The organism is Seonamhaeicola sp. ABD4_340 (assembly GCF_056312135.1).
Genome location: NZ_CM149981.1, coordinates 2,548,716 through 2,574,401, shown reverse-complemented (window position 1 = coordinate 2,574,401; position 25,686 = coordinate 2,548,716). Strand labels below are relative to the sequence as shown.

Here is a 25,686-nt window from a genome sequence, read left to right as displayed (position 1 = left end):
TTTACTGAATTAAATAATTAATGATTGTACTTTGCACATAGTAGGTCTTCACAGATTCTATTTGGTTCATTTGAAACTTTAGCTGCAACTCTTGAATATCCAAAACATCATTAAAATCAATCGTTCCTGTTTCATAGCTTTTGATTAAAATGTCTTCTGCATCTTTGGCTTGCTGTAGGTTTTTGGTTTGGGTAGCATAACTTATTCTTGCAGAAATGCGTTCGTTATTCGCTTTGTCTAAAAGCGTTTCCAATGCATTTAAACGTTCCTGTTTTTGAGCAGTAATTTCCTGCAGTTGCAAATCATTTTGTTTGGTTTGGGATTTATATTTCTTATTGAAAATTGGGATAGATACCGAAACCATTGGCATTACAATATCCTTTCCGTTATCGCTGAAATCCATATTTGGTCTTTCAGCAACATTGATATAATCTAATCCAAAACCAATCATTGGACTGCTTTCTTTTTGATTCAATAATTCTGATTGCTCTATGGATTGATAGAGTTTATCAAATTTTAGTAATTCAGGATGTAATACTAATTTTTCAAAAGTAATATCAAAGTCTTCTGAAGGTATCATTAAACTATCTACCACATTCACGGTAACATCATTATCTCTATTCAATAGATTATTGAAGTTAGTTTGTTCTGCTAAAAACTGTTGTTGCAATACATCTTTTAATTGTTGCATTTCGTTCTGACGCATTTGCAATCGCAACACATCTACTGCGGATGCTTTACCAACCTCTACAGAAGTTAATGCCAACGTTTCATAAGTTTCTAATAGTTTGATGTTTTCAGTTAAAACCTCTTGCTTTGCTTTGTTAGCGTATAGATTATAATAGGATTGTGATACCGAAGCCATTAGTTTTCGCTTTGCGATGACAATGTCTTCGTATTTAGCATCTGCCAATGAACTCACGTAATTTTCTCTCGAAGTAATAGTCCCAAACCACGGTAACATTTGTTTAGCAGATACTTTAAAGCGTTGTGCACCTGTTCGTGTTTCTGGCTCACTCACAAAATAACCAACACCAAATTCGGTATTAGGAATGGTGTTGACCTCGTTTACCTTTTCGGAAGCTCTTTTGTATTGTAACTCAAACTTTTGAATTTCTGGATTGTTTGTTAAGGCTTCATCGATAAGTATTTCTAATTGTTGAGCATTCGCAAAAAGACTCAAGAAACAAGAGCCAAGAGCCAAGACGATTTTTATTTGTATTGATTTATATTTCATTTTGATGTTCTTTTAAGTTGAACTTCTGCTTTCCAGCTATACAATACTGGTACAACAAACAAAGTGATTAAGGCTATAAGCATTCCACCAAAACTTGGTATTGCCATAGGTATCATAATATCACTACCTCTTCCTGTAGATGTTAATACTGGTAATAATGCTAAAATGGTCGTAGCTGTAGTCATTAAACAAGGTCTGATACGTTTTTCTCCTGCTTCTACAACAGATGCTCTTACTTCCTTTTTATTATCCGGTGTATTTCTACCGAATGTTTGAGTTAAATAGGTTGCCATAACTACACCATCATCGGTTGCAATTCCGAATAGTGCAATAAACCCTACCCAGACTGCAACACTTAAATTAATTGGGTGTATTTGGAATAAATCACGTAGATTTTCGCCAAAGACATTGAAGTTTAAGAACCAATCTTGACCATAGAGCCATATCATTACAAAACCACCAGCAAAAGCAACTGCAATACCTGTGAATACCATTAGTGATGTCCCTACTGAACGAAATTGGAAATACAGAATTAAGAAAATGATTGCCAACGCTAAAGGCACAACAACCGACAAGGTTTTTTCTGCTCTTAATTGGTTTTCATACGTTCCCGTAAATTGGTAGTTGATACCTTTTGGGACTACCAATTCGCCACTATCTATCTTTTCTTGAATTAAGGTTTGTGCATTTTCTACCACATTGACTTCTGCAAAACCATCCATTTTATCAAATAACACATAGCCAACTAAAAAAGTGTCTTCACTTTTAATTACTTGTGGACCTTGTTCATATTTTATAGTCGCTAATTCACTTAAAGGAATAGGGCTTCCTTTTTCAACAGGCACATAGATTTGTTTTAAATCGGTTGGATTTGCTCTTAATTCTCTTGGGTAACGAACTCTAACACCATAACGCTCACGACCTTCTACTGTCTGTGTTAATACCATACCACCAACAGCCACTTTCAAAACATTTTGAACTTCCTCAATGGTTACGCCATAACGAGCAATTTTCTCTCTATCAATATCAATTAACAAATAGGGTTTACCTACAATACGGTCTGCAAAAACAGCTTCATCTTTTACACCTTCAGCTTGTTTTAAAATATCTTCTAATCGCATTCCAAACGCTTCAATCTGCTTTAAATCTTGCCCTTTTATTTTAATACCCATTGGTGCTCGCATTCCTGTTTGCAACATTACCAATCGGGTTTCAATAGGTTGTAGCTTTGGTGCAGACGTTACGCCTGGTAATTTGGTCACTTTTACAATTTCGTTCCAAATATCATCTGGTGATTGTATTTCAGGTCTCCAATTTCGATAGAACTCTCCATTATTGTCTGGAATGAGTTGAGACCTTTCGACTGTGCTCAAGGTGACATTTTCTGTATTATTTGGATTTGCGATAAATCGACCATCTTTTAATTCAAACAAGCCATCATTATTCACTTTGTAGCGTTGACGTTCTCGGTTTTCATTCAGCATATATTCTGACTTATACTGAATAACATTTTCATACATTGATAGTGGTGCTGGGTCTAATGCAGATTCTGTACGACCTGCTTTTCCAACTACAGTTTCGATTTCAGGAATACTGGCAACTGCCATATCTAACTGCTGTAAAACACGCTTATTTTCTTCTACACCAGAATGTGGCATAGAAGTAGGCATCAATAAAAAAGAACCTTCATTTAACGATGGCATAAATTCTTTGCCTGTGTTTTTCATAATGAAAAAACCAGCAATGACAATTGCAGTTGGAATTGAAAGAAATAGTAATTTATTATCTAAACACCATCTTAAAATTCGAGTATAATACCTGATAAACAATGAGAAAACACCCAATAAGCCAAAGCAAATGACACCAACAAAGATGAGGTTCCAGAAGATACTTTTATCAACTCCTAAAGGTCTCCAATATTCCGCTAATAGGAACACTATTGCTGATGCTGAAATAATGATATTGGTAAGATTCGCTTGTTTGTCTGTTATCTTATTTTGAAGATTAAGACCTGCTGTAATCCCAAACGCAATTAAAATTAATCCTAACCAATATCCATAGACTATGGCTACGATTCCCAATGCTATTAAAACACCATTTAAAACATATTTAAAAGTGTTTTTGATGTTTTTCTTTCTGAATAAAAATGCAGCAAACGGTGGAATTAAAAACAACGCTACTATTATAGAAGCTGTTAATGCAAAGGTTTTTGTGAATGCTAATGGTCTGAACAATTTACCTTCAGCGCCAATCATTGTAAATACAGGAATGAAACTGATAATAGTTGTCATAACTGCGGTTACGATTGCACCAGACACTTCAGCTGTTGCGTTATAGACTACTGTGTTTATGGGTAACTTTTTATGAGATTCCTCGTCGCTCGTTCCTTGCTCTGTCGGAATGACATTTTCGTTTTCATCCAAATGCCTTATAATGTTTTCTGATAGTATGACACCTACGTCGACCATTGTACCAATAGCAATAGCAATACCTGATAATGCCACAATATTAGCATCAACACCAAAGAGTTTCATCGCAATAAATACCATTAAGACTGCAACTGGTAATAATCCTGAAATCAAGACAGAAGCTCGAAGATTAAACACCATAATGATTATAACCAAAATGGTAATCAATATTTCAAGAGTTAAGGCTTCATTGAGTGTACCTAAAGTTTCTTGTATCAATTCTGTTCTGTCATAAAAAGGCACTATGGTAACTTGTGATGTTCTTCCATCTGCCAAAACTTTTGAAGGTAATCCTGCACTTAATTCATTAATTTTTTCCTTTACGTTATTAATGACTTCCATTGGGTTTGCTCCATAACGAGCCACCACAACAGCACCAACAACTTCAGCACCTTCTTTATCCAATAAACCTCGTCTTGTTGCTGGACCTAATGAAACTTTTCCAATGTCTTTAATTTTTATTGAAGTGAAATTTTCAGAATCAACTACAGCATTTTCAATATCTGCAATGGATTTTACATACCCCAAACCACGAACTAAATATTCAGCTTGGTTAATTTCCAAGGTTTGTGCGCCAATATCCTTATTACTTTCTTTTACAGCTTTAACAATATGATGTAACCCAATGTTATATTGACGCATTAGTTCTGGGTTTACATCCACTTGGTACTCTTGAACATAACCACCAATTGATGCAACTTCAGAAACACCGCTTGCAGAGGACAAGGCATATTTAACATAGTAATCTTGAATACTACGTAATTCGTGTAAATCCCAACCACCTGTTACATTACCGTTCTCATCACGACCTTCAAGTGTGTACCAAAATATTTGTCCTAATCCTGTGGCATCTGGACCTAACGCTGGATTAACACCTTCGGGTAATAAACCACTTGGTAAGGAATTAAGTTTTTCGAGAATACGACTTCTGCTCCAGTAAAATTCTATATCCTCTTCAAAAATGATATAGATGCTTGAAAACCCAAACATAGAGGAACTACGAATGGTTTTCACTCCAGGAATACCCAATAATGATGTGGTTAATGGATAGGTTATTTGGTCTTCTATATCTTGTGGGGAACGACCATCCCACTTGGTAAATACGATTTGTTGATTTTCACCTATATCGGGAATAGCATCTACTGCTACAGGGTTACTTGGCAAAAATCCTGTATCCCAATTAAAAGGTGCATTAACAGTTCCCCATCCAATAAAAAGGACAAGTAGTAAAACTGCAATGAGTTTGTTTTCTATTAAAAATTTGATGCTTTTATTTAGCATATGATTGATTTTAAACAATTAGACAATAGTGTTGTAAAAACACCGAATACAGTAAATTATCCTTACGACATTGCAGTCATAGGATAAAAGAGTCTATTGTTTAAAAATCAAATTAAGTATGTCTCGTCAATCTTGTAGAGTTGCCTTATGACGAGTGGTGGTTTGTATTCTTCGTAGGTAGATACATTACTGTCTAAACCTTCAAAAAGGTTAATGTAAGTATAAACAAATGAAGCGATGAATACTTGTTGCTCAAACGTGATTTTGTCAACTTGCAATTGTAATTCGTCTTGACCTTCAATTGCTAATTGTTTATCATCACAACAATTTTTCTTGGTAATAGAACATTCTTCGGTTGAAGGCTTTTCCATTTCCATTCCGCAACCTTTGGCTTTTTGAAAGATAGCAGATTCTACTAAAGTATCTCCACAATAATGCATATTCACAGTAAATGACATTGTAGAGAATAACACTACAAAAGTCATTGCTAAAGACATTATTTTATGGAAAATCTGCTTCATATTGATTGCGAAGTTACGAAATTTTAACAACTATTGATTTTGTTTAACAGAAGTTTAATTGATTAATCTGCTTAATCCCATTTCATTTTCTGCAATCGAACTGCATTTAAAATTGCTAATAATGCTACTCCTACATCTGCAAAAACAGCTTCCCACATTGTGGCTAAACCACCTGCTCCTAATATCAAGACAATAACTTTAACTCCAAACGCTAAAATGATATTTTGCCAAACAATTTTTCTTGTAGAACGACTTATTTTAATGGCTCTCACTACTTTTGAAGGCTGGTCGGTTTGAATGATAACGTCTGCTGTTTCAATAGCTACATCACTACCTAAACCACCCATTGCAATACCAACGTTACTTGCTGCTAAAACAGGTGCATCGTTAATACCATCACCTATAAAGGCTATTTTGTTTTCAGGATTTTTCTTTAAAATTTCAACTTCGTTTAATTTATCTTCTGGAAGTAAACCACCTTTAGCATTTTCGATATTCAACTCTTTAGCGACTTGTTGCGTGATGGAATCTTTATCACCGGAAAGCATCATAATATTTTTAATGCCTACTTTGTGTAATGCTGTAATAGTTTCTTTTGCATCTTCCTTTAATTCATCTGCTATGACTACATAACCTGCAAATTGATTATCGATTGCAACTAATACTATCGATTCTACAATAGATTCCGTTTCAGATGGAACATTTATATTATTCGCAGTCATTAAGGCTTTATTTCCTACTAAAACTGTTTTACCATTAACAACGCCTTTTAAACCTTTACCTGCAATTTCAGAAACGTCTTGTGCTTCAAAATCTTCTCCTTCAGCTTTGTACTCTAAAATGGCTTTAGCAATTGGATGCGTGGATTGTTCTTCCAACGCCATTAAGTATTGCATAAATTCGGTTTCATTCCAACCAATTGCTTTTACTTCTTTGATTTTAAAAACACCTTTGGTAACGGTTCCTGTTTTGTCCATTACCAAAGTATTTATTTTGGTCATAGCATCTAAAAATGAAGCACCTTTAAATAATATTCCATTTTTTGAAGCTGCTCCCAATCCACCGAAATATCCTAATGGAATTGAAATCACTAAGGCACAAGGACAAGATATTACCAAGAAAATTAATGCTCTGTATAACCAATCTCTAAACACATAATCATCTACAAAAAAGTAAGGTATAAAAGTAACACCAATAGCTAAAAACACAACAATTGGTGTGTAGATACGAGCAAACTGTCTAATAAATAGTTCTGTTTTAGACTTACGAGCTGTAGCATTTTGAACCAAATCTAATATTCTCGCAATAGAACTGTCTTCAAACTTATTAGTTACCTCAACTTCAATAACGCTTTCTAAATTGATACTACCTGCGTAAACCTTTGCTTCTTTCTGAATGGAATCTGGTTTGCTCTCGCCTGTTAACGCTGCGGTGTTTAGAGATGCTTTTTCGGATAATAAAATCCCATCTAACGGTATTTTCTCACCTACTCGAATTTGTATTTTTTCACCAATATTTACAGCTTCTGGCGACACACTAACATAATCACCATCACGAAATACATTGGCTTCTTTTGGTCGAACATCTAATAAGGCTTTAATATTTCCTTTTGCTCTATTAACTGCTGCGTTTTGAAATAATTCTCCTACTGCATAAAATAGCATTACTGCCACACCTTCAGGATATTCACCAATGATAAACGCACCAATGGTGGCAATAGACATTAAAAAGAACTCGGTAAAAACATCGCCTTTTATAAGACTTTTCCATCCTTCTTTAATTACAGGAAATCCAACTGGAATATATGCTAAAGTGTACCAAACTACTCGAATCAATCCTTCAAATTGAGGAATCGCATCAAAATAATCTACAGCGATACCTACCATTAACATAACAAAACTTATAATAGCAGGAATGTATGTCTTGAATGCACTTCCATCTCCGTGGTCGTGACCATCATCGTGAGAATGTTGTTCTTCTGAATTTGGTTTTAAATCTCTTAAATTGACTTTCTTTTTTTTCATTTAATATCTAATAATTTTTCAATGTCATTGGGAATAGGCATCCGTTTTAATGGTGGCACGTTTGCTCCACCTGTATTACCAAGTGGAACGTGATTTATAAATGATTTCCAGCCACCCACAAACAACCTAACTATTTGACCTATTACTTCTTTAGTATCTTTTTGTCTAAATCCAAATTTTAGCATTAACCAATGTGAATAGGTATGTTCTATTGGATAAGATTGCCCTATGATATGACTGCGTTCTAAATGATACCAAGCATTGCCAAAATGCTTATTTTCTAAACAGAAACTGTATAGTTTTAATTCTTCGTTATACGCCTGTTTAAGATGTTTAGGTATTTTAGTATTAAACTTCATATTCACTAATTTTGGATAAATGTACTTTAATAGTAAGTGCAATGGAAGTGCAATAATTAGACACTACACTTATCGCAAATACCTTTTACCACCAAATTTACATTCTCTGACACAAAACCATTTGGCACTTTTATTTGAGGTATTTTATGTTCTGTTAAGCAAATGGTTTCATTGCAATTATTACAATGAAAATGTAAATGCAAATCGTTTTTAATATCACAATTACATCCCTCTTCGCATAACGCATATTTTGTTATCCCTGTGCCATCGTCTATTTGATGGACTATTCCTTTATCTTCAAATGTTTTAATAGTTCTGTATAAGGTAGTTCTATCTGCTTTTTCAAAAGCATTTTCAATGTCACTTAATGTTACTGCTATTTCTTTTTCTGCAAGAAACTTATATATAAGCAAACGCATTGCTGTAATACGAATTTGTTTTGACTCTAATAATTGTTCTATTGTCTGCATAATTAATGTTCGTGTTCTGCTTCTCCTTTTTTCATTTCTGCGTTAAGGTAATAAGCATTGTTATAGGCAAATTGTGTGTTACTTTCTATATCTTCAATAAATTGAACCGATACCCAATCACCATCTTTAGTACCTAACACAACTTCGATAGGTTTAAAGCTCCAATCGTCATTTTCTTTTTCTACTGAAAACACATAATATCTTTCGCCTTCTTTTATAATTGCACTTTCTGGTAAAGCTTTTGTTTGGGTATTATCTACTTGAATTTTACCTTGAATATACATACCAGGAATTAAATTACCTTTTTTGTTTTCTATTTCTGCGTGAACGTGAACTGCTTTCGGGCTGTCTTCAAACGTTTTACTCACGGAATAGATTTCTGCGGTAAGTTCTGTATCTGGTATAGATTGTACCGTAAAGTTTACTCTTTGACCCTTCTGTACTTTATGGACATCTTTTTCAAAGACCATAAAATCTGCGTGAACGTGATGCGTATTTACAATTTCAAATAATTCGGTTTGTGGCTCTACATATTGACCTGTTTTTACTTCAACTTTTTGCACAAAGCCTTCTATTGGACTTCGCAATGCTATGCGCTGTGCAATTGTTCCATTGCGAACTGATGTAGTGTTAACGTTGAGTATTCTTAATTGCGCTTCTAAACCATTAACCATTGCTTTTGATGCTTGATATTCTGCTTCTGCTTTCTGGAAATTAGCACCAGAACCAACACCAGCATCGTATAATTTTTGTTGACGTTCATAATTTTTCTTTGCAAGCTCGCTATTGCTATAAGCGTTTAAATAATCCGTTTGCGCTTGTATGATATTTGGGTGCGATAGATAAGCCACAACTTGACCTTTATTAACCTTATCACCTTCAATCACTTCAATTGAAACGACATTTGCACCAACAACAGTAGTAATAGCTGCTTCGTTTTGTGGTAGTACTTCTAACGTTCCGTTTGCTTCTACATAGCCGCTCATATTACGTAATGCTAACGTATCTATTTTCATTTTCAATGCATCGAATTGCTGTTGTGAAAGCATTACTTCGTCTTCATCGTGATGCTCTTCGTTAACTTCTGTTTTTTCTTCCTCATCGTGGGAATGACCATCATTCTCGTTATGATTTTCTTTATTTCCGCAAGCTGAAACAAAAATGGTTAACACCATTACGGTAAGAATTTTATATATTTTATTTTTCATTGTCTTATTGATTAAAATATTGTAATTGAAATGTGCTTTCTAAATAGTTTACTAATGCAGTCTGTGCTTCAAGTTCCGATTGAATTGCTTCTTTTATCAACTGCGTAAATGCAGTATAATCAATTTCGCCTTCTCTATATGCCAGTAATGCACCTGTTTTTTGCTCTTTTGTTAATGGTAAAACTTGGTCTTTGTAAAACTCCCAAGATGTTTTCCATTTCATATAATTTTCTTTAGCCTGAACAAACCTTGATTGTACTTCCTGTTTTTTGAACGCTACATTGGTTTCCGCTATTTCTTTATCAATTCTGGCACTTCTAACTTGTGCTTTGCTAGAACCTGATAAAAACGGAATTGAAATTCCTGCTTGATAGGTGTAAAATCCTGAATTGCCATTTACTTTTTGTAAACCACCTTGAAGATTGAACTTTGGCAAATTATCTGCTTTTGCAGCTTTATATTTGGCTTCTGCTTCATCTACAATGTTCTGCGACATACTGTACAATGGATGACTTTCAATACTGAACGTTTCCATATCACTATCTATCGCTACCTCAAATTCATCTGAAACTGTAAAAATTTCTTCTGATACCAACCATAAATTGAATTGTTGTAAGGCAATAAGATAATTACTATAGGCTTGCGCTTTTTTATTCTGAATTTGAAACGCTTGATTTTTTGCTGCCGAATATTCTAATTTAGAAATAGCTTCGACTTCATAATTTAAAGCTACTGCTTGTTCAAATTTGGAATAAATGGAATCCAGTTCTTTATACAAGTTATAGTTCCGTTTCATTTGATAGCATTTTGACCACGCCTTTTTGACTTCTAATTCCAATTCCAATTCGGAAAGTTGAAAGGCTTTTTGTGCTAACTGAATGCGTTGTTCTTGTAACTTCCTTTTTGAACCAATACCAAACACATCAATATTAGATTGACCAATACCTATGGTTGTATAAATACCATTGCCACTATTAACTTCTTCTCCACCTGTAAAAATTTGAGTCGTTCCGAAATCATAGGCAGTCGCTTTTAATTGTTCTTGTTTTGTAATTTCCAACTGCTTTTGCTTCAATAATGGATAATTACTTTTTGCGAGTTTAACAGCTTCCTGTAATGAAATTTCGGGAATTGTATCATTCAACTCTTGTGCATTACTTTGTGGTGAAAAGCCAAATAGTAATAATACAACTGCTGTTGCTGTTACTAACTTTTTATTTGGCTTAAACGTAAAAGATTTGTTTTCTACCCAATGATATAAAATTGGTAAAACAAATAAGGTAAGCAAAGTTGAAGTTAATAATCCACCAATAACTACCGTTGCCAAAGGACGTTGTACTTCTGCACCAGCTGATGATGAAATAGCCATTGGTAGAAAGCCTAATACATCTGTAAAAGCAGTTAGCATAATAGGTCTGATTCTTCGTTTAGTACCTTCAACTATTCTATCCTTTAGATTGGTTACACCTTCTTCTTTTAATTCGTTGAGTCCGCTTATCATTACCAATCCATTTAATACCGCAACACCAAACAACACAATAAAACCAACACCTGCCGAAATACTAAATGGCATATCACGCAACCATAAGGCTACTACACCACCAATAGTTGCCATTGGGATGGCTATATAAATCATTAAGGTTTGAGGTAGTGATTTTAATGCAAAGTATATTAGTATAAATATGAGTAATAAGGCGATAGGAACAACGGTTTGTAATCGGTTACTGGCACGTTCTAAATTTTCAAAAGCACCGCCATAGCGTACAAAATAACCCGATGGTAGTTCCAATTGTGCATCTAATTTGGTTTTAATTTCTTCTACCAACGATTTTACATCACGTCCTCTCACATTGATACCTACATAGGTTCTTCTGTTGGTATTGTCCCTACTTATTTGCATAGGTCCCGCTTTATAAGATATATCAGCTACTTCACGAAGTGGAATTTGTGCACCTGAAGGTAAATTGATGTACAGGTTTTGAACATCTGTTATATCCTTTCGGTTTTGAGAACTTAAACGCACCACTAAATCGAAGCGTTTTTCACCTTCAAAAATCACACCTGCTGTACCACCTGCAAATGCAGATTGTACGGTTTGATTGAGCGTATTTATTTGAAGTCCGTATTGTGCTAATTTATTCCGGTTGTAATTGATGGTCATTTGTGGTAAACCCGTTGTGGCTTCCGCTTTCATATCTCCAATACCTTCAGTACCTGCAATAATTTTAGATATTTCTTCAGCTTTTTGGGATAGTATGTCAATGTCTTCACCATAGAGTTTAATGGCAATATCTTCACGCACACCTTCAAGCAACTCATTAAAACGCATTTCGATAGGTTGAGTAAATTCATAATTAACACCAGGAACGATTTCAACCGCTTCTTTCATTTTCTCAATCAATTCATCTTTTGTCTCTGCTGTTGTCCATTCGCTTTTAGGTTTCAGAATAACAAAAACATCAGCTAAATCCATTGGCATTGGGTCGGTTGGTATTTCAGCAACACCAATACGACTCACAATTTTTTCGACTTCTGGAAATTTGGCTTTTACTATTTGTTCTATTTTGGTCGTAGTTTCAATAGTTTCTGTAAGTGAGCTACCTGGTTTTAATATTGCGTGAAATGCAATATCACCTTCATCGAGTTGCGGGATAAATTCACCACCCATTCTTGAAAACATAAAAACGGTTATCCCAAACAACACAACTGCAATACCAATTACCCATTTACCTTTTCGCAAGGCTCTAACCAATATAGGTTGATATTTGTCTTCAACCCAATGTACAAATCTATCTCCATAAGATTTTTTATCATTTTTTGGTGCTCTTAACACTAAAGCAGACATCATTGGCACATAGGTTAAACACAGTACCATTGCACCAATCATAGCAAAAATAAAGGTCAATGCCATTGGTTTAAACATCTTTCCTTCAATACCTTGTAAGGCTAAAATGGGTAGAAAAACGATAAGGATAATCAACTGACCGAAAAACGCAGCGTTCATCATCTTTTTTGAAGCATTAGACGCCACTTTATCTTGCTCTTTGGATGTAAGCTGTTTCTTTTTTAGTACTTGTGATGCAATGAGAAATACTGTACTTTCTACAATAATTACAGCGCCATCAACTATAATACCGAAATCTATTGCTCCCAAACTCATTAAGTTTACCCAAACATCGAACACGTTCATTAAAATAAAAGCGAATAATAAGGATAATGGTATTGTTGAAGCAACGATTAAACCACCTCGCCAATTACCCAATAAGAAGATAAGCACAAAAATAACTATCAATGCACCTTCAATAAGATTTGTGGTTACAGTAGAAGTTGTTTCTCCAATTAATTTACTTCGGTCTAATAAGGGTTCAATAATTACACCTTCAGGTAATGACTCTTCAATTTGAGCCATTCGCACTTTTACATTCTCAATTACATCGTTTGAATTAGCGCCTTTAAGCATCATAACCAAACCACCAACTACTTCGCCTTCTCCATCTTGGGTTAATGCACCGTAACGTATGGCAGAACCGAATTGCACAGTTGCAATATCATTAATAGTTACAGGAATATTATTAACGGTTTTTACCGTAATTTTTTTAATGTCTTCTAAACTCCGTACCAAGCCTTCTCCACGAATAAAATTAGCCTGATGGTTCTTTTCAATATATGCACCACCTGTATTTTGATTATTGGCTTCAAGTGCATTAAAGACATCTGTAATGGTCAATCCAATTGCGTTTAAATCGTTTGGGTCAACCGCGACTTCGTATTGTTTAATTTTACCGCCTATGGCGTTAACCTCAACCACACCTTCTACCATTGCCATTTGACGTTGTACAATCCAATCCTGCATTGAGCGTAAATCTGCAATGTCGTATTTGTCTTTATACTCTGGTGCTACTTTTAAGGTGTATTGATAAATTTCCCCTAATCCTGTGGAAATAGGTCCCATAGTAGGTTCTCCAAAACCAGCTGGAATTTGTTCTTTGACTTCGTTTAGTTTTTCGGCTACTAATTGACGAGGTAGATAGGTTCCCATATCATCGTCGAATACGATGGTAACAACCGATAAGCCAAAACGAGAGATTGACCTAATTTCCTTTACATCAGGCAGGTTGCTCATTGCAACTTCCACAGGGTAGGTTACAAATTGTTCAATATCTTCTGTACCTAAATTAGGTGCTTGTGTAATAACCTGTACTTGGTTATTGGTAATGTCTGGAACAGCATCGATTGGCACTTTGGTCATACTCCAAATACCTGCTCCAATTATGGTAAGCGTAAGCAAACCAATAATGAATTTGTTATTGATTGAAAAATCAATGATTTTATTAATCATAGTAAAATTTTAATTCAGTTAAACATATCATTTTGCGCTTCGCGCAAAATAAAAGCGAAGCAATGCTTTTGTTAAAAAGCATTGCGTAAGGATATAGCTATCCTTTAAAAAACTGAATTATGCCTGTGGTGGCTGTAAAATGGAAGTGGTAAAATCTTTTTTTATACCGTTTAAGTAGAGAAAATCTTGAGAAGAAATGTATTTAAACTCAAATTTTATTTCTGCGAATTTGAAATAAGTTACGTTTAAATGGCAACATTGGCAAATACAAAATGGGGAACATAAATCTGCATCTTGATGTTGGTGGTTATCACCTAAATCTTGAGAAATTTCTGTTTTAACTTCATTGTCAAAAGTACCTGTATCTTCACAAGGCACTAAATTTAGTGTGAAGATATAGATTGACAATATGAATGCTAAAAATTTCATTAAGGCAAATATAAGAATTTTTTAATGCAATGGTTGTGCAAATAAATTGATTGGTAAATTACAAAAACCATAGAGCATCTTTAGCATCGTCTGGAACGCCATTATTAAATCGTGGTGCTATTTGTGCTACCATTTCTGGATATTTTATAGTGATTGGAACATTTTGTTGTCGAAGTGATTTCCAATACAATCTGCTAAATTGATATACCTGTGTTAATAACTCTAAAACCACGTCTGCATCTTCAAAAGCATCTTCATCTGGACTGCTTACCTTAATTTTTATTGGAAACGGATAACCATCTGTATCTGCATATCGCTGTGAATTAGGATAACGTGCATTATTAAACAGTAGGAATTGATTTTCGCTAATACGTATGTATGTGCCACTTACAGGCATTAACTTTTTACCCCAATTGAGGTCGTAAGCAATAATATCTTCTGCTTCTGTTTTATTGATATTTAAAATGTAAAGAGGAATTTTCAACCCTAATGTATGCATCCCTCTTATAATAGGTTTTAGTTCCTCGTAACTCATTTCCTTATAAAAGTGAATGACTACTTTATCTGCTTCAGCAACCGATGTAAAATCTCTTATGGCTTTACATATACTACCTGCTAATAGGTCTGTTTCGCTTTGGTCAAAATATTCGAACTTTCTAAATAAACCATTGTTTTGAAAACTAAAGGCACTTGCTATATACCGTCTGTTTTCGCCTTGATTGGTAAAAGCACCAACACCAATTACTAATTCTTTTTTATCGGTTACTGCGAGTTTCCAAGGTGCACCACCTAATTTGGCGTGAATTGCCAACGCCATATTTTGCAATGAAAATTGGAAGTTGTATTGATTCTCGATATTGACCACCATTTTTTCATAATCTACAACTTGTGTAACAATGCCTTCGTTTAAAAAGAGTTCTTTGATTTGAATATAGATTTCTCGGTCTTCGGGATTTGGTGTATACTTATCGAAAGGACTTAAATAGAAAGCTGCATAACGCACATTATCGTGGTCAAACGAAAGGTTTTCTAATTGCTCTGTTATTTCTGGTATTGGGTTGTTTTCGTTGGTAAACTCAATAAAATGTTCTTTAGAAGTTGAAGCCTTAATATTTACATAAGCCTCAATCCCTTTAAAATATTTTTTATCCGCAGTAACACCAGTTTTGAGGTTATTGTAAAAGGTTTTAATTGCTTCTTTATGTGACGTATGGTACACAAAGAAAAACTTAATGTTTTGGTTGTTGGGTCTTTTGTAAGGGTTGAGGTTATTCATTGCCAATTTAGGCACTAAATGGGTTTTCTTGTTACCGTATTGGTCTTTACCAAATTCTAATAATCCTACTTGTGGGTCAATGTGATTGATACGATTGAGTGGCACATCAATAAACGCATCATTCTTAAACGGAAATATGGCTTTAAAGTCTTCTGTAAATAGATAGTTGGTTGCAAAATTATTAATAAGTGCTACATACTTTTGGTATTTGTTGGCTGGTCTTACTGGTTCTTCAATAGGTATATCTAATGCTCGTGCTAATGGTAAACTAAAAATTGGGAATGCTTGGTCAAACTGAATAGCATTGTGAAATTCTTGTTTTTCCTCTGTGTCGAGGTCCATTTGGTAATTAAACGTTTTTTGACCGTATACACAACGTTTTATTAGCTCTGAATCCTCTATATCCTTAACCGAAGTTGTAAGGACTTTTGATGTGCCATCATACGATACAATAAGCTCTGGTAAGTCGGTTAATTTTGCAAATTGTATTTTAAATGAAAATTTATAGTAGAGGTTATAGTCTGCTGTATTTCCTTTTTTGGAAGGCATCCACACTTGTACATCACCAACGAAGTTTTTTACTACTATATAGTCTTTAGATTTAAAATAGCTTCTTAATTGGTGTTTAAGGAATTGCTTGTATATTCTTAATTCTCTACCATCTACTAAATTTAGTTTAATACTTGGTGCATCTGGTATTACCGTTGTAAATGTTGTAAATATTTGTTCTGTGTTAGATAAGTCTGCATCTGGAAACACCTCTTTAATCTGCCTTGAAAATTTAGATTTATGGATGGGATGGCTACCTTCTATATCCTCTAAAGTTAAATAAATGGTAGGCGCACTATTAGGCCATTTAAAGTTGAGTATGTTCGTTTTGAGGTGTTCTTGCATTGGTATTGGGATTTTCAGTTTTACATATTTATTTTTTTAGTTTCAATTTAAAAGATTGCCTCGTCGTTGCGCTTCTCGCAATGACAACTACTATTAATTTTTATGAATTTTCTATAATGTCTCGTTCTTCTTGTGTTAAACCATATAAATCGTACACCATAGTATCAATTATTTTTTCTGTTTGGGTGATTTGGGTTTGTAACTCTTGGGCTTTTTTCTTGTTGTCTTCAAAGAGTTCGAGCCACTCAAACTCGTCTTTTTTGGTAAGCGGTGTGCCACCTGCTTTTTTAATGGCTTTGTTGAGTTCTTTTATAAAGTCTGCAAAGTCTAATTCGTGCCAGCTTTGTAGTTTACGGGTCAGTATAATATTTAAAGTTTGCTCAACATATTTATTGAACTTTAATAAAGTTTCTGATTCATTTAAAGTCAATTTAATAACTTCATTTACTAAAGAAATCATATCAACATTTTCTGTCTCAATTAACTTTTTTGAGATTGGAAACTTTTTACAATTAGCTATTAAAATTTTTTGAAATAACTCTTTCTCCAAATCCAAATAAGAATATTTATGATAGAAGTTCAAAAGCTTTGAATTTATTAAAGCCAATAATACTTTTACATTAATTGTCTTTGGATTTGGTATAATGGAAAATCCTATTTGAGTAAAGTATAATGGCTCTTCTGTATAGCCAGCGTAAATTCTTGGCGGATTACCAGAAACTATTTGACGTACAATAATTCTTGGTTTTGTAAAAAACCTTTCTTCTCGTGGTGCACCAAGCCAATCACCATAGTGTATATATTCATCAATATTAGATGTAACTAAATATCTTATAATATTAGCACCGGATATTAAAGGCTTATAATTTTCATTCAACTTGGTTTCAGAATGAAAACCTCTACTCTTTATAAGTTCTTGGGAATGCCCCTTATATTTATCATAAGGCGTTATTCCTAATGTAAAGTCAGCAATATCACCTAATTGCTCCGTATCATTTTCGACTTTATTTAAAATGTTTTGTTGTTCTTGTGATACAAAAATGTTGTAATTACAATTTTCTGTATTTTTCCAAGACAATCTATTCACATCATTAGATAAGTTATTATCAACAAAAGAGATTGATTCTTTTTTAGGATAAACAATTGTTTTTATAAACTGTTCATTATTGTTTTTTCTCAATTCAAATATTATGGTTTCAACAATTGCATCTTTAAATACACCATCAGGAAGTTTGACAATAGTTGTCATATGGTCAATCAATAGCTTTCTTATTTTAGTATAAGAAGAATTCACCAAGATTGAGTTAGGGTTTATATAAGAAAGAAACCCACCATCTTTAATTAATTCGAATCCTTTTTCAATGAAAATCGAGTATAAATTTATTCTATTTTCAGCAGTCTTGTAGTCCTTAAATAATTGTTTAACTATAACATTATCTAATGCTTTAATATCTACATAAGGCGGATTCCCAATAATTACATCGAAGCCATTTTTTGAATTATGAGATTGCCGCGCTTCGCTCGCAATGACAGTAGGATTGAAAATCTGTGGAAATTCTTGTTGCCAATTAAAGGCTTTATCTCCTGCTACGGTTTTGCTGTCAATTAATGAGTTACCACATTTAATGTTGTTGCTTAAATCGTTGAGTTTTCGGCGTGGTTGTGCGGTGCGTAACCAAAGCGATAGTTTAGCAATTTCTACAGATTCTTCATTAAGGTCTACGCCATAAATATTGTTTTCTAAAATGGTGTTTTCTATATCGCTTAATATAAGGCCACCACCTAATACTTTTGCTTTTAGCTCATCGATGTAACGGTGTTCTTTAATAAGAAAATCTAACGCTTGGTTTAAAAATGCTCCAGAGCCACAAGCAGGGTCGCATATAGTGATTTGTAGTAACCACGCTCTGTAATTATCTAAAACCTCTAATAATTGCTTTTTGGTGTTTTGGTGTGTCCCCTTTTTTATTTCGAAATAGGCTTCTTCCTTAAAACCTAATTGGTCTTTTTTCTCTTGGCACAATTTACCAACGGTATTTTCTACAATGTATTTGGTAATGTATTTTGGTGTGTAGAACACGCCATCTTTTTTACGCTTGCTCTTTTGCTTATCGAACTCGCCACCTTCAATTTCAGCATTAACGCTTTCTATTTCGTTAAGTGAGTTTTCAAAGATGTGCCCTAAAATATTGACATCTACTTGACTGCTAAAATCGTATTTAGCGAGTTTGTAGGTGTGTTTGTAAAGCAAGTCATCATCTATCTCTAAACTATCGAGAATGGCATCCGGTTTAAACAATCCGCCATTGTAGGCATAGATTTCTGCTCTTGAGGTTGTGCCTTTTCTACCTTCATCTAAAAAATGAAAGTATTGTTTAAAGAGATTATATAATGGGCGTTCGTCACCAAAATCGATGTCGGCTTTCCACTTATCTAATATCTGTATGGTTGAATTTGGTGGTAATAGGTCTCTATCTTCGGCAAAGAAAATGAACAGAAAACGGTCTATGAGTTTCTGTGATTTTTTGAATAGGGATAATTTTACGTTTTTTTCGAGTGCTTTTAGTTCGTCAGCTTCTTGAGACATCTCGACTGCGCTCGATGTGACAGCTTCGGATTTAATGCGTTTGGCATTTCGTTTTACGAGGTCTCTAAAGAGTTCGCGTTTAAATACGGAATAGTCGTTGTAAAACTGTTTGGTAATCTTGTCTTCCTCAACTAAAGACGCTTCTTTAATGGTTAATGGTAGATTGTTGAGAATGTTATCCTTTTGTAAGCACAGGTGCATTAAAGCAAATTCTTCGGGCGCTAACTGAAAGAGATTAAACTCTAAAAACTCGGTAGCATCATTGATGTAAAACCGCAACTTCTCAAAGTTGGATGTGATGACATACACACAACCCTTTTGGTTGGCTTTATAGTCGAATGCCTGTTTACGGATGCTTTCTAAATCTTTGGTATTGGTTCCCTTTAGCTCAATAACTCCAATAGCTTTGGTTTCCTTTAAAATAGCTCCATCTGCTTTTCCTGCTCCTTTTTGGTTTTTAAACTCGGTAGTAATATTAAAATTAGGCTTTGGATTTAGCGTATAACCCAAGACATTGACAAACAGCTCATCCAGAAACTTTGCCTGGTACTGTTCTTCTTTAGAGTTTTTAATATTCTCTTGAATGGTAGCATTGTGAAAATACTTGGTATATTTTTTATAGGCAAGCTCTACTACTGAATTATCTTGTTGCGCCAGATATGTTTTTATTACTGATGTTTGAAATAATGCCATTTAAAGCTACTTTTTTTGGTTGGTTAAGTTCTTAATTTCTTCTTCTACTTTTTTGAGGATTTCCGTACTGTTGGATTCATCTTTAAGCATATTGACAATTTTATCAGCCATCCAAAAGTTTAGTAACTCATTTTTACTTTTGTTTAAAGCCTTTGCTAAATCTTCTACTTGTTCCTTTCTGGCCATACGTGTACCACGTTCAATCTTACTTAATAAGGCGGTATCGATATTCATTTGAGAGGCAACCTCACGCAGTAATAGTTGCTTTTCTTCCCTTAACTTCCTTATATAATTACCAAATGTCATTTTAGAGATATTTTGACTTGTCAATATTTGTCTAATTTAAGAAAAGGAAACAAAAGGAAAGTAAAAAGATATAAACAGTTATTAACAGGTAATGAGGAAGTTGAGGATTTGAGGAAATCCATTTAATCATTTCCTTAAATCCTTCAAATCCTTAACTATGTCTTTGCAGGATTTGAGTAGTTATTGTGCGCTTCTCTATGTATTAAACCTGCATCAACAAATTTGGTAATATAGCCTTCTGCTGTTTTATGTGGGATGCTCTGTTTTGTCGCTAAATCTAAATAATCTTGTCTGCTAAATTGCTTTGGCAAACTTTCTAAAAAGCGTTCTTTTCTATTTGAACGTTTTGTTGTTTTTTGCTCAATTGGTAAATCATTAAATACTTTACTACTGTGTTTTACTAAAATTGAAATTATGGTTAGTGCGTTTTCAAAATCCATATCCTCACATTCTTTAGTTGCATTTACATCACCATCTTCCATAATTCGGAATGCTGTGAATAGCATCATTATCCTAAACGCAATTAAGCCTAATCGCCTTATTGTTGCGATGTACTCTTCAGGTTGTAGGTTGATGTATTTGGTCTGTAAGGATTCAAAAAAGGTATTGAATTGCTGTTGTTGAGTTGTGGTTAATCGTATTTCAATCTCTGGATTGTTTTTTAGCGTTTTGTACAATTCTAAAAACTCACTACCTAATTGGTTATAGTAATCATCTAAACCTACTTTATTGCTATTTTGAAACACGTTTTTCCAAGTTGGTTTTATATTCATATAGTAAAACATAAAACGACTAAACAAACCATTTTCGGCATTGGGTATTAAGGTTGCCACTTGTTTAGGTGTGCCTGATAATACTGTTGACAAACACGGTTTCTCAATATCTACATATTCTCTATCTGTTCTGCGATAATAGCTTATAGTTTCGTGATGAAAGGCTTTACGAAAACCATCGGAATAATTACCATAATCGCTTTTAAAGGCTTGTGCTAATGTATCTCCTTCGGTTTCAAAAATTAATCCTCTACCATCATTATCAGAAATTAATTGATATACGCCTGTTACACTATTGTTAGCAGGAATAAACAGCATTCTTTCTGGTGGTTTACTTGGTTTTTCCAAGTTTTCATCTTTACCCTTGTTCATATTATAAGTAGCTGTTTCTGCTTGAAATTGCTGTTTTAATACTTTGGCTTGTTCTCGTTTTAACTTGTGAACAGGTTCTACCAAATTTTTAATTTGGTTAAGTCTTCCTTTACCTGCAGATGCAGGTGCTGTAACAAATAGATATAAATTACAAAACACTTTACGTTGGTCATAGATACCAAAGAGTTTAGGAAAGCACGCACTAAATGCTGTTAATGCGCCTAATAACAAAATGTCCTTTTCTTCCTGACCATTAGCAGGGTTTACAACTTGTTGTAAAAACTGTGGCAAATTCTCATATACCTTTTCTGGTATTGTTGGCATTGCTTGGTTGGGTGTATCAACAATAGTTGCAACGTTTGTTGCAACTTCGTTGTTGTACTGTTGTTTGGTCGGTTTGATACCTGATTGATGTGCGTTATGGTAAAAGGTAGCAATAGTAATTCCGTGTCCTTTTGCATTTAAGCATTTGTTGAATTGTTCATCACATTCTTTTGAATCATAGCCCGCATAGTTTTTGCTTATTCGGTGGAAATAATCTCTTCCTGTTTCTCCATATTCTTCAGCTAAAGCAAAACCTAAATCTCTCCAAGTTGCATAGTTTCCTGTTATGTCCAAACCTGATTGCTCGATTGCTGAAATGTAGGATTCAATGTCGTTATCAGCAACAGCAACAACATTAGTTGTTGCCGTGTTGCTTTTTGGTTGAGGTTGCTCTTTAGGAACTTCTAACCAATCTTTTGGGTTAAATATTTTTGTCATAATGCTTGATGTCTTTTATGTAGAAAGGCTGTTGGGTCATATGGTAAAAAACACGCTCTGGAAACGTCTTTACCTGACTGGTCAACCTCAATGTTATAATTGTGTTTAATGTAATTTGCTACTGCTGTGAAATATTTTGAATGTGATACTTCTGAAACATCTATTCTAATAATCCATTTTAAACCATCACCAGATGGTGAAATAAAGAGCATTTCGGTTTCAAAATATTCATCATTTAAGAGTTGCGTTCTTAACTCTTGTAAATTCTCTAAATGGTCAAAATCAATCGTTAATAGATTAGAATGCTTTAGCAAATTGTTATCACTTCGTTTTTCAAATGTTCCTGAAAGTGTTACGTAATCAAAGCGATTTGCTTTGAATTTACGTGCTTCTTTTACATTGGTAATTGCTCTTAATTCTTCAGTAATGCTTTTGTATTTATCACTTGTGATTAATGCAAATATTTGATGCAGTCGCAATGTTTCCGCAGGAAATACATTACGAACAGGTGCTTTGAAAAAGCTACAGTAAGCATACCAGGTATCGTCTGGTTCGTTTAACCATTCTAACTCGTCATTTTCTTTGATTTCTAAATTCAGATGTACTGCTTCATTTATTTTCTGCAATAAATCAGCTTCATCAATAGTTTTAAAATGATATTTGGCAAATTCAAATACATCACCGTTAAAGGTTTTTAGTTCGGTATCTCTATGGGTTGCAATCACTCCATCAATATGAATCCGTAAAGTTTCTTTTCCACCATTAAATGGGTTACGAGTTATCCCGCAGTCCCTTCCTTTTACGGAAAGGACTGTTGTATCAGGATAATACTGTCTTAACACATAGGCATAAATCTTTAAGCCATAATGTGTTTTGTCTAAAATTGCTTCTCTACTTATTTCCATCTTGCTTGAAATTATGGTTGTAGTAGTTATCTTGAAGCAATTGCTCTATGTCAGCAACTCTATAATAAAATTTACCTTTTACTTTGCTGTAAGGCAAAGTGCCATTGGTTCTTAAAGTTTGCAACGTACGCTTACTAATATGTAAAGTCTGCAATACATCTTGATTGTCTATCCACGTATCCTTTAATACTTCTGCTCTCGATTGTCGCAACAATTCGATACGTGCTTTTAAGTCCTTGATATCTTGCGAGAGTGCCAAGATTAAATCGATTATTTCAGTCATAACTTCACCGCTCCTTTCTTAATTAGGTAATCGGCAGCTTGCTGTTCGATTTCATCTTGTGAATCAACACGGTTACTTAATAACCATTCTTCTAATTCGACTCTGTTAAAATAAATTTTCTTTCCATTCGGTTTATAATGTGGAATGGTTCCTGTACTTGTAAGTTTGTATAAATGGGATTGTGATAATTCCAAAAACTTACACGCTTCGTTGAAGCTCAATACGTTTTTTACAATAATGTTTCTGTCTAAAACGTGCTGTTCAATAATTTTGAGACGTTCTAATATTTCGTCCATAACTAATAAAATTTTAGTTTATAGTAAATGGACATCTGGCCAAATGTCATTCTTGGTTTTCAAGAACAGGACAAAGGTTCAAAATTGGCTTCTCGATTTTAGTAAGAGTGTAAAACAAGGGTAAGACAACAGTAAGGTTTCTTACTATTCTTACTGTTTTTTATTGCAGTTGTTGGATAATTTTATCTATTTCTTCCTTTTCTTTTGGGTTATGAACTTTGTTTTTGTGAAGATTATTAGCCTTTAATAGCGTACCTGTTTTGGTAACAAATTTTCCAGAACGTTCTATTGCCGTAGGATTGAAATAAATAAAAAATGGTTTAAGTTTTGTTACAAGGTAACTAAACTGTGTCGTCTCGCATTGAAGATAAATTTGCGATTCTGTATTTGTGAAATCTTTTGCTAATAAGAGTTCGTGCAACTGTTCTACAGTTGTACGGTTATCTAACAAATCTATTTTTAGATTTACCAGTTTGAGCACAGTTAGCAAAGTTGAAGTGTCATTACTTTTATATCCGAAAGAAGTCTTTGGTTTTGCTTTCGTTTTTGATGTTTTTTTGGTAGCAACTTTTTTAGTAGTGTTCTTTTCTATTAAACTAACATCAAAAGTTTCATCATTAAAGTATTTTTCTGCAATTTCCGAAATTGAGAATTTTGTGTTTACGGAAAACTGACCGTATTGCTCTTGTAGTTCAGCATACAATCTTATAGCAGACACTTTTAAGTAGTTTATGATATGATTGTCATCATTATTTAAATCTGCTGTTATTCCTCTTTTATTGATATAAGTTGCAATGTCATTTAAGTACTTATCAAATTTATTAAGAAGAATAGTAAAGCTATATTTATTTTCTGGTGTAGTTGCATTTTTAGGAAATTCCTTTACAAAAGATGCTACTGTATTTTCTGTTTCATTAAATATTACCTTTTGGTAGTATTCTTTTTTCGCATTTAAAGGCTTTTTAAAGTTTACTTTAAAAACTGCGTTATTGGCTTTTGGATTTAATTTAAAATCAGACAATAGGAATTTAAAATCCTTTTCCTGTCTATTTTCTCTATGTAAACCATTGGTAATTGATACCAAATTTGAAAATACACTTCCTTTCATTATAAATCCAGTTGAATACGGTTAGCAGCTTCTTTCTTTTTATCGTCAATTACTTTAGCATATATCTGTGTAGTGCGTAATTCTTTATGACCTAATAATTTTGATACTGTATATATGTCTGTACCCAAAGTTAATTGTAAGGTAGCGTAGGTATGACGCGCACAATGGAAGGTTATATTTTTAGTAATACCTGCTTTCATCATCCATTGTTGTAGCTTTAAGTTAGACCAGGCACTATAATGTAAGCCATCAAACACTTTATCATCTGGATTACCTTTTTCTCCTAATAGATTTCTTGCTTGGTCTGATATTGGTAAGGTTTCTACACCTTTAGTTTTCTTTTGTCTAAATCTGATATAATATCCCATTTCTTTAGAGTGCTGGATTTCTGACCATATTAGTTTTTCAATATCTGACCAACGTAATCCGGTTAAAGCTGAAAAAATAAAAGCATTTTTTAAAATAGGTAGTTCACATTCTGTATTAACTGCCTTTTGTAATTCATCAAGCGTTAAAAATTCTCGTTGAGGTTCGCCTTGTTTAAAGTATTCAACACCATTTGCAGGATTTACTTTTAATATACCATCCTTTACAGCCTGTTTTAATGCTGCTGAAAATTTCCCGAAATATGAATATTTTGAATTTTGAGACAATTGCTTACCTGCTCTACCTATTGCATCTTTATCTAAATACTCTTTGAAACGCTCAACAAATGATTTGTCTATATCTTGAAAACTAACATCAGTTGGACAAAACTTTTTTAAATGTTTTAGCATACTATTCCAATTTCCATAGTTGCCAGAGCTTGTATTTTTCTTTTCTGCTAAAGCTGTGATATAAGTAATAAAACTGCCTTTTAGCTTTTCAATATCTTGAAAGCCATAAATACCGTTTTGAATTTCAATCTGTCGTTGTGCACAAATAGTTTCTGCAAGTTGCTTCGTTTTCCTATTTACCTCTCTTTCCGTTTTGGTTTTAGGATTTGGTGTAAGGTATAAGCGTAAGTATTCGGTTTTACGTTTACCTTTATGATAGTAATCTAAATACAGGCTTATTTTGTCGTTCTTCTTGCGTTGTCTTAATGTTACTTTCATA

18 protein-coding genes are annotated in these 25,686 nt (G+C 33.8%); all 18 read right to left on the bottom strand.

Annotated elements, in window-relative coordinates:
• Position 1: 1 nt before the first annotated feature.
• The 18 genes from ACYX4H_RS11020 to ACYX4H_RS10935 all read right to left on the bottom strand — a co-directional run bounded on the left by ACYX4H_RS11020 (position 2) and on the right by ACYX4H_RS10935 (position 25,685).
• Positions 2–1,237: a TolC family protein gene (locus ACYX4H_RS11020; RefSeq protein WP_476236310.1), complete on the bottom strand. Its 1,236-nt coding sequence runs from the start codon at positions 1,235–1,237 to the stop codon at positions 2–4.
• The gene (locus ACYX4H_RS11015) at positions 1,234–4,986 is read right to left on the bottom strand and encodes an efflux RND transporter permease subunit (protein WP_476236309.1); all 3,753 of its coding nucleotides are present in this window, start codon (positions 4,984–4,986) and stop codon (positions 1,234–1,236) included. The genes ACYX4H_RS11020 and ACYX4H_RS11015 overlap by 4 nt, the downstream gene beginning before the upstream one ends.
• Before the next feature lie 107 nt (positions 4,987–5,093).
• A complete protein-coding gene (locus ACYX4H_RS11010; RefSeq protein WP_036122971.1) occupies positions 5,094–5,507 on the bottom strand; it encodes an HYC_CC_PP family protein in 414 nt (137 codons plus the stop codon).
• A 71-nt stretch (positions 5,508–5,578) separates the two neighbouring features.
• Complete coding sequence (locus ACYX4H_RS11005) at positions 5,579–7,531, bottom strand: heavy metal translocating P-type ATPase (protein WP_476236308.1); 1,953 nt, start codon at positions 7,529–7,531, stop codon at positions 5,579–5,581.
• Positions 7,528–7,890, bottom strand: a complete 363-nt coding sequence (locus ACYX4H_RS11000) for a DUF3703 domain-containing protein (RefSeq protein ID WP_079738442.1) — start codon at positions 7,888–7,890, stop codon at positions 7,528–7,530. Before ACYX4H_RS11000 ends, ACYX4H_RS11005 begins: the two co-directional genes overlap by 4 nt.
• A 56-nt stretch (positions 7,891–7,946) precedes the next feature.
• Entirely contained in the window at positions 7,947–8,360 is a 414-nt protein-coding gene (locus ACYX4H_RS10995) for a Fur family transcriptional regulator (RefSeq protein WP_036122963.1), read from the bottom strand.
• 2 nt (positions 8,361–8,362) lie between these two features.
• Positions 8,363–9,568 (bottom strand): efflux RND transporter periplasmic adaptor subunit, encoded by a 1,206-nt coding sequence (locus tag ACYX4H_RS10990; RefSeq protein WP_476236307.1) that lies wholly within the window; start codon positions 9,566–9,568, stop codon positions 8,363–8,365.
• Positions 9,569–9,572: 4 nt separating this feature from the next.
• On the bottom strand, positions 9,573–13,907 hold the full coding sequence (locus ACYX4H_RS10985) for a CusA/CzcA family heavy metal efflux RND transporter (RefSeq protein WP_476236306.1): 4,335 nt from the start codon (positions 13,905–13,907) through the stop codon (positions 9,573–9,575).
• A gap of 117 nt (positions 13,908–14,024) precedes the next feature.
• Complete coding sequence (locus ACYX4H_RS10980) at positions 14,025–14,336, bottom strand: DUF6660 family protein (protein WP_105045957.1); 312 nt, start codon at positions 14,334–14,336, stop codon at positions 14,025–14,027.
• Between the two features lie 58 nt (positions 14,337–14,394).
• Positions 14,395–16,506, bottom strand: a complete 2,112-nt coding sequence (locus ACYX4H_RS10975; RefSeq protein WP_476236305.1) for a Piwi domain-containing protein — start codon at positions 16,504–16,506, stop codon at positions 14,395–14,397.
• Between the two features lie 100 nt (positions 16,507–16,606).
• Positions 16,607–19,786: an Eco57I restriction-modification methylase domain-containing protein gene (locus tag ACYX4H_RS10970; RefSeq protein WP_476236304.1), complete on the bottom strand. Its 3,180-nt coding sequence runs from the start codon at positions 19,784–19,786 to the stop codon at positions 16,607–16,609.
• Between the two features lie 6 nt (positions 19,787–19,792).
• Entirely contained in the window at positions 19,793–20,092 is a 300-nt protein-coding gene (locus ACYX4H_RS10965; protein WP_476236303.1) for a helix-turn-helix domain-containing protein, read from the bottom strand.
• 155 nt (positions 20,093–20,247) lie between these two features.
• The gene (locus ACYX4H_RS10960; RefSeq protein ID WP_476236302.1) at positions 20,248–21,999 is read right to left on the bottom strand and encodes a DUF3987 domain-containing protein; all 1,752 of its coding nucleotides are present in this window, start codon (positions 21,997–21,999) and stop codon (positions 20,248–20,250) included.
• Positions 21,996–22,904 carry a BT4734/BF3469 family protein gene (locus ACYX4H_RS10955; protein ID WP_476236301.1) on the bottom strand — a complete coding sequence of 303 codons (909 nt, stop codon included), beginning with the start codon at positions 22,902–22,904 and terminating at the stop codon, positions 21,996–21,998. Before ACYX4H_RS10955 ends, ACYX4H_RS10960 begins: the two co-directional genes overlap by 4 nt.
• Complete coding sequence (locus tag ACYX4H_RS10950; protein ID WP_027879784.1) at positions 22,891–23,187, bottom strand: helix-turn-helix domain-containing protein; 297 nt, start codon at positions 23,185–23,187, stop codon at positions 22,891–22,893. The genes ACYX4H_RS10955 and ACYX4H_RS10950 overlap by 14 nt, the downstream gene beginning before the upstream one ends.
• A complete protein-coding gene (locus tag ACYX4H_RS10945; protein ID WP_036122936.1) occupies positions 23,184–23,483 on the bottom strand; it encodes a helix-turn-helix domain-containing protein in 300 nt (99 codons plus the stop codon). The genes ACYX4H_RS10950 and ACYX4H_RS10945 overlap by 4 nt, the downstream gene beginning before the upstream one ends.
• Positions 23,484–23,643: 160 nt before the next feature.
• Complete coding sequence (locus ACYX4H_RS10940) at positions 23,644–24,591, bottom strand: DUF6617 family protein (RefSeq protein ID WP_476236300.1); 948 nt, start codon at positions 24,589–24,591, stop codon at positions 23,644–23,646.
• Complete coding sequence (locus ACYX4H_RS10935; RefSeq protein WP_105473073.1) at positions 24,591–25,685, bottom strand: site-specific integrase; 1,095 nt, start codon at positions 25,683–25,685, stop codon at positions 24,591–24,593. The genes ACYX4H_RS10940 and ACYX4H_RS10935 overlap by 1 nt, the downstream gene beginning before the upstream one ends.
• Position 25,686 lies beyond the last annotated feature (1 nt).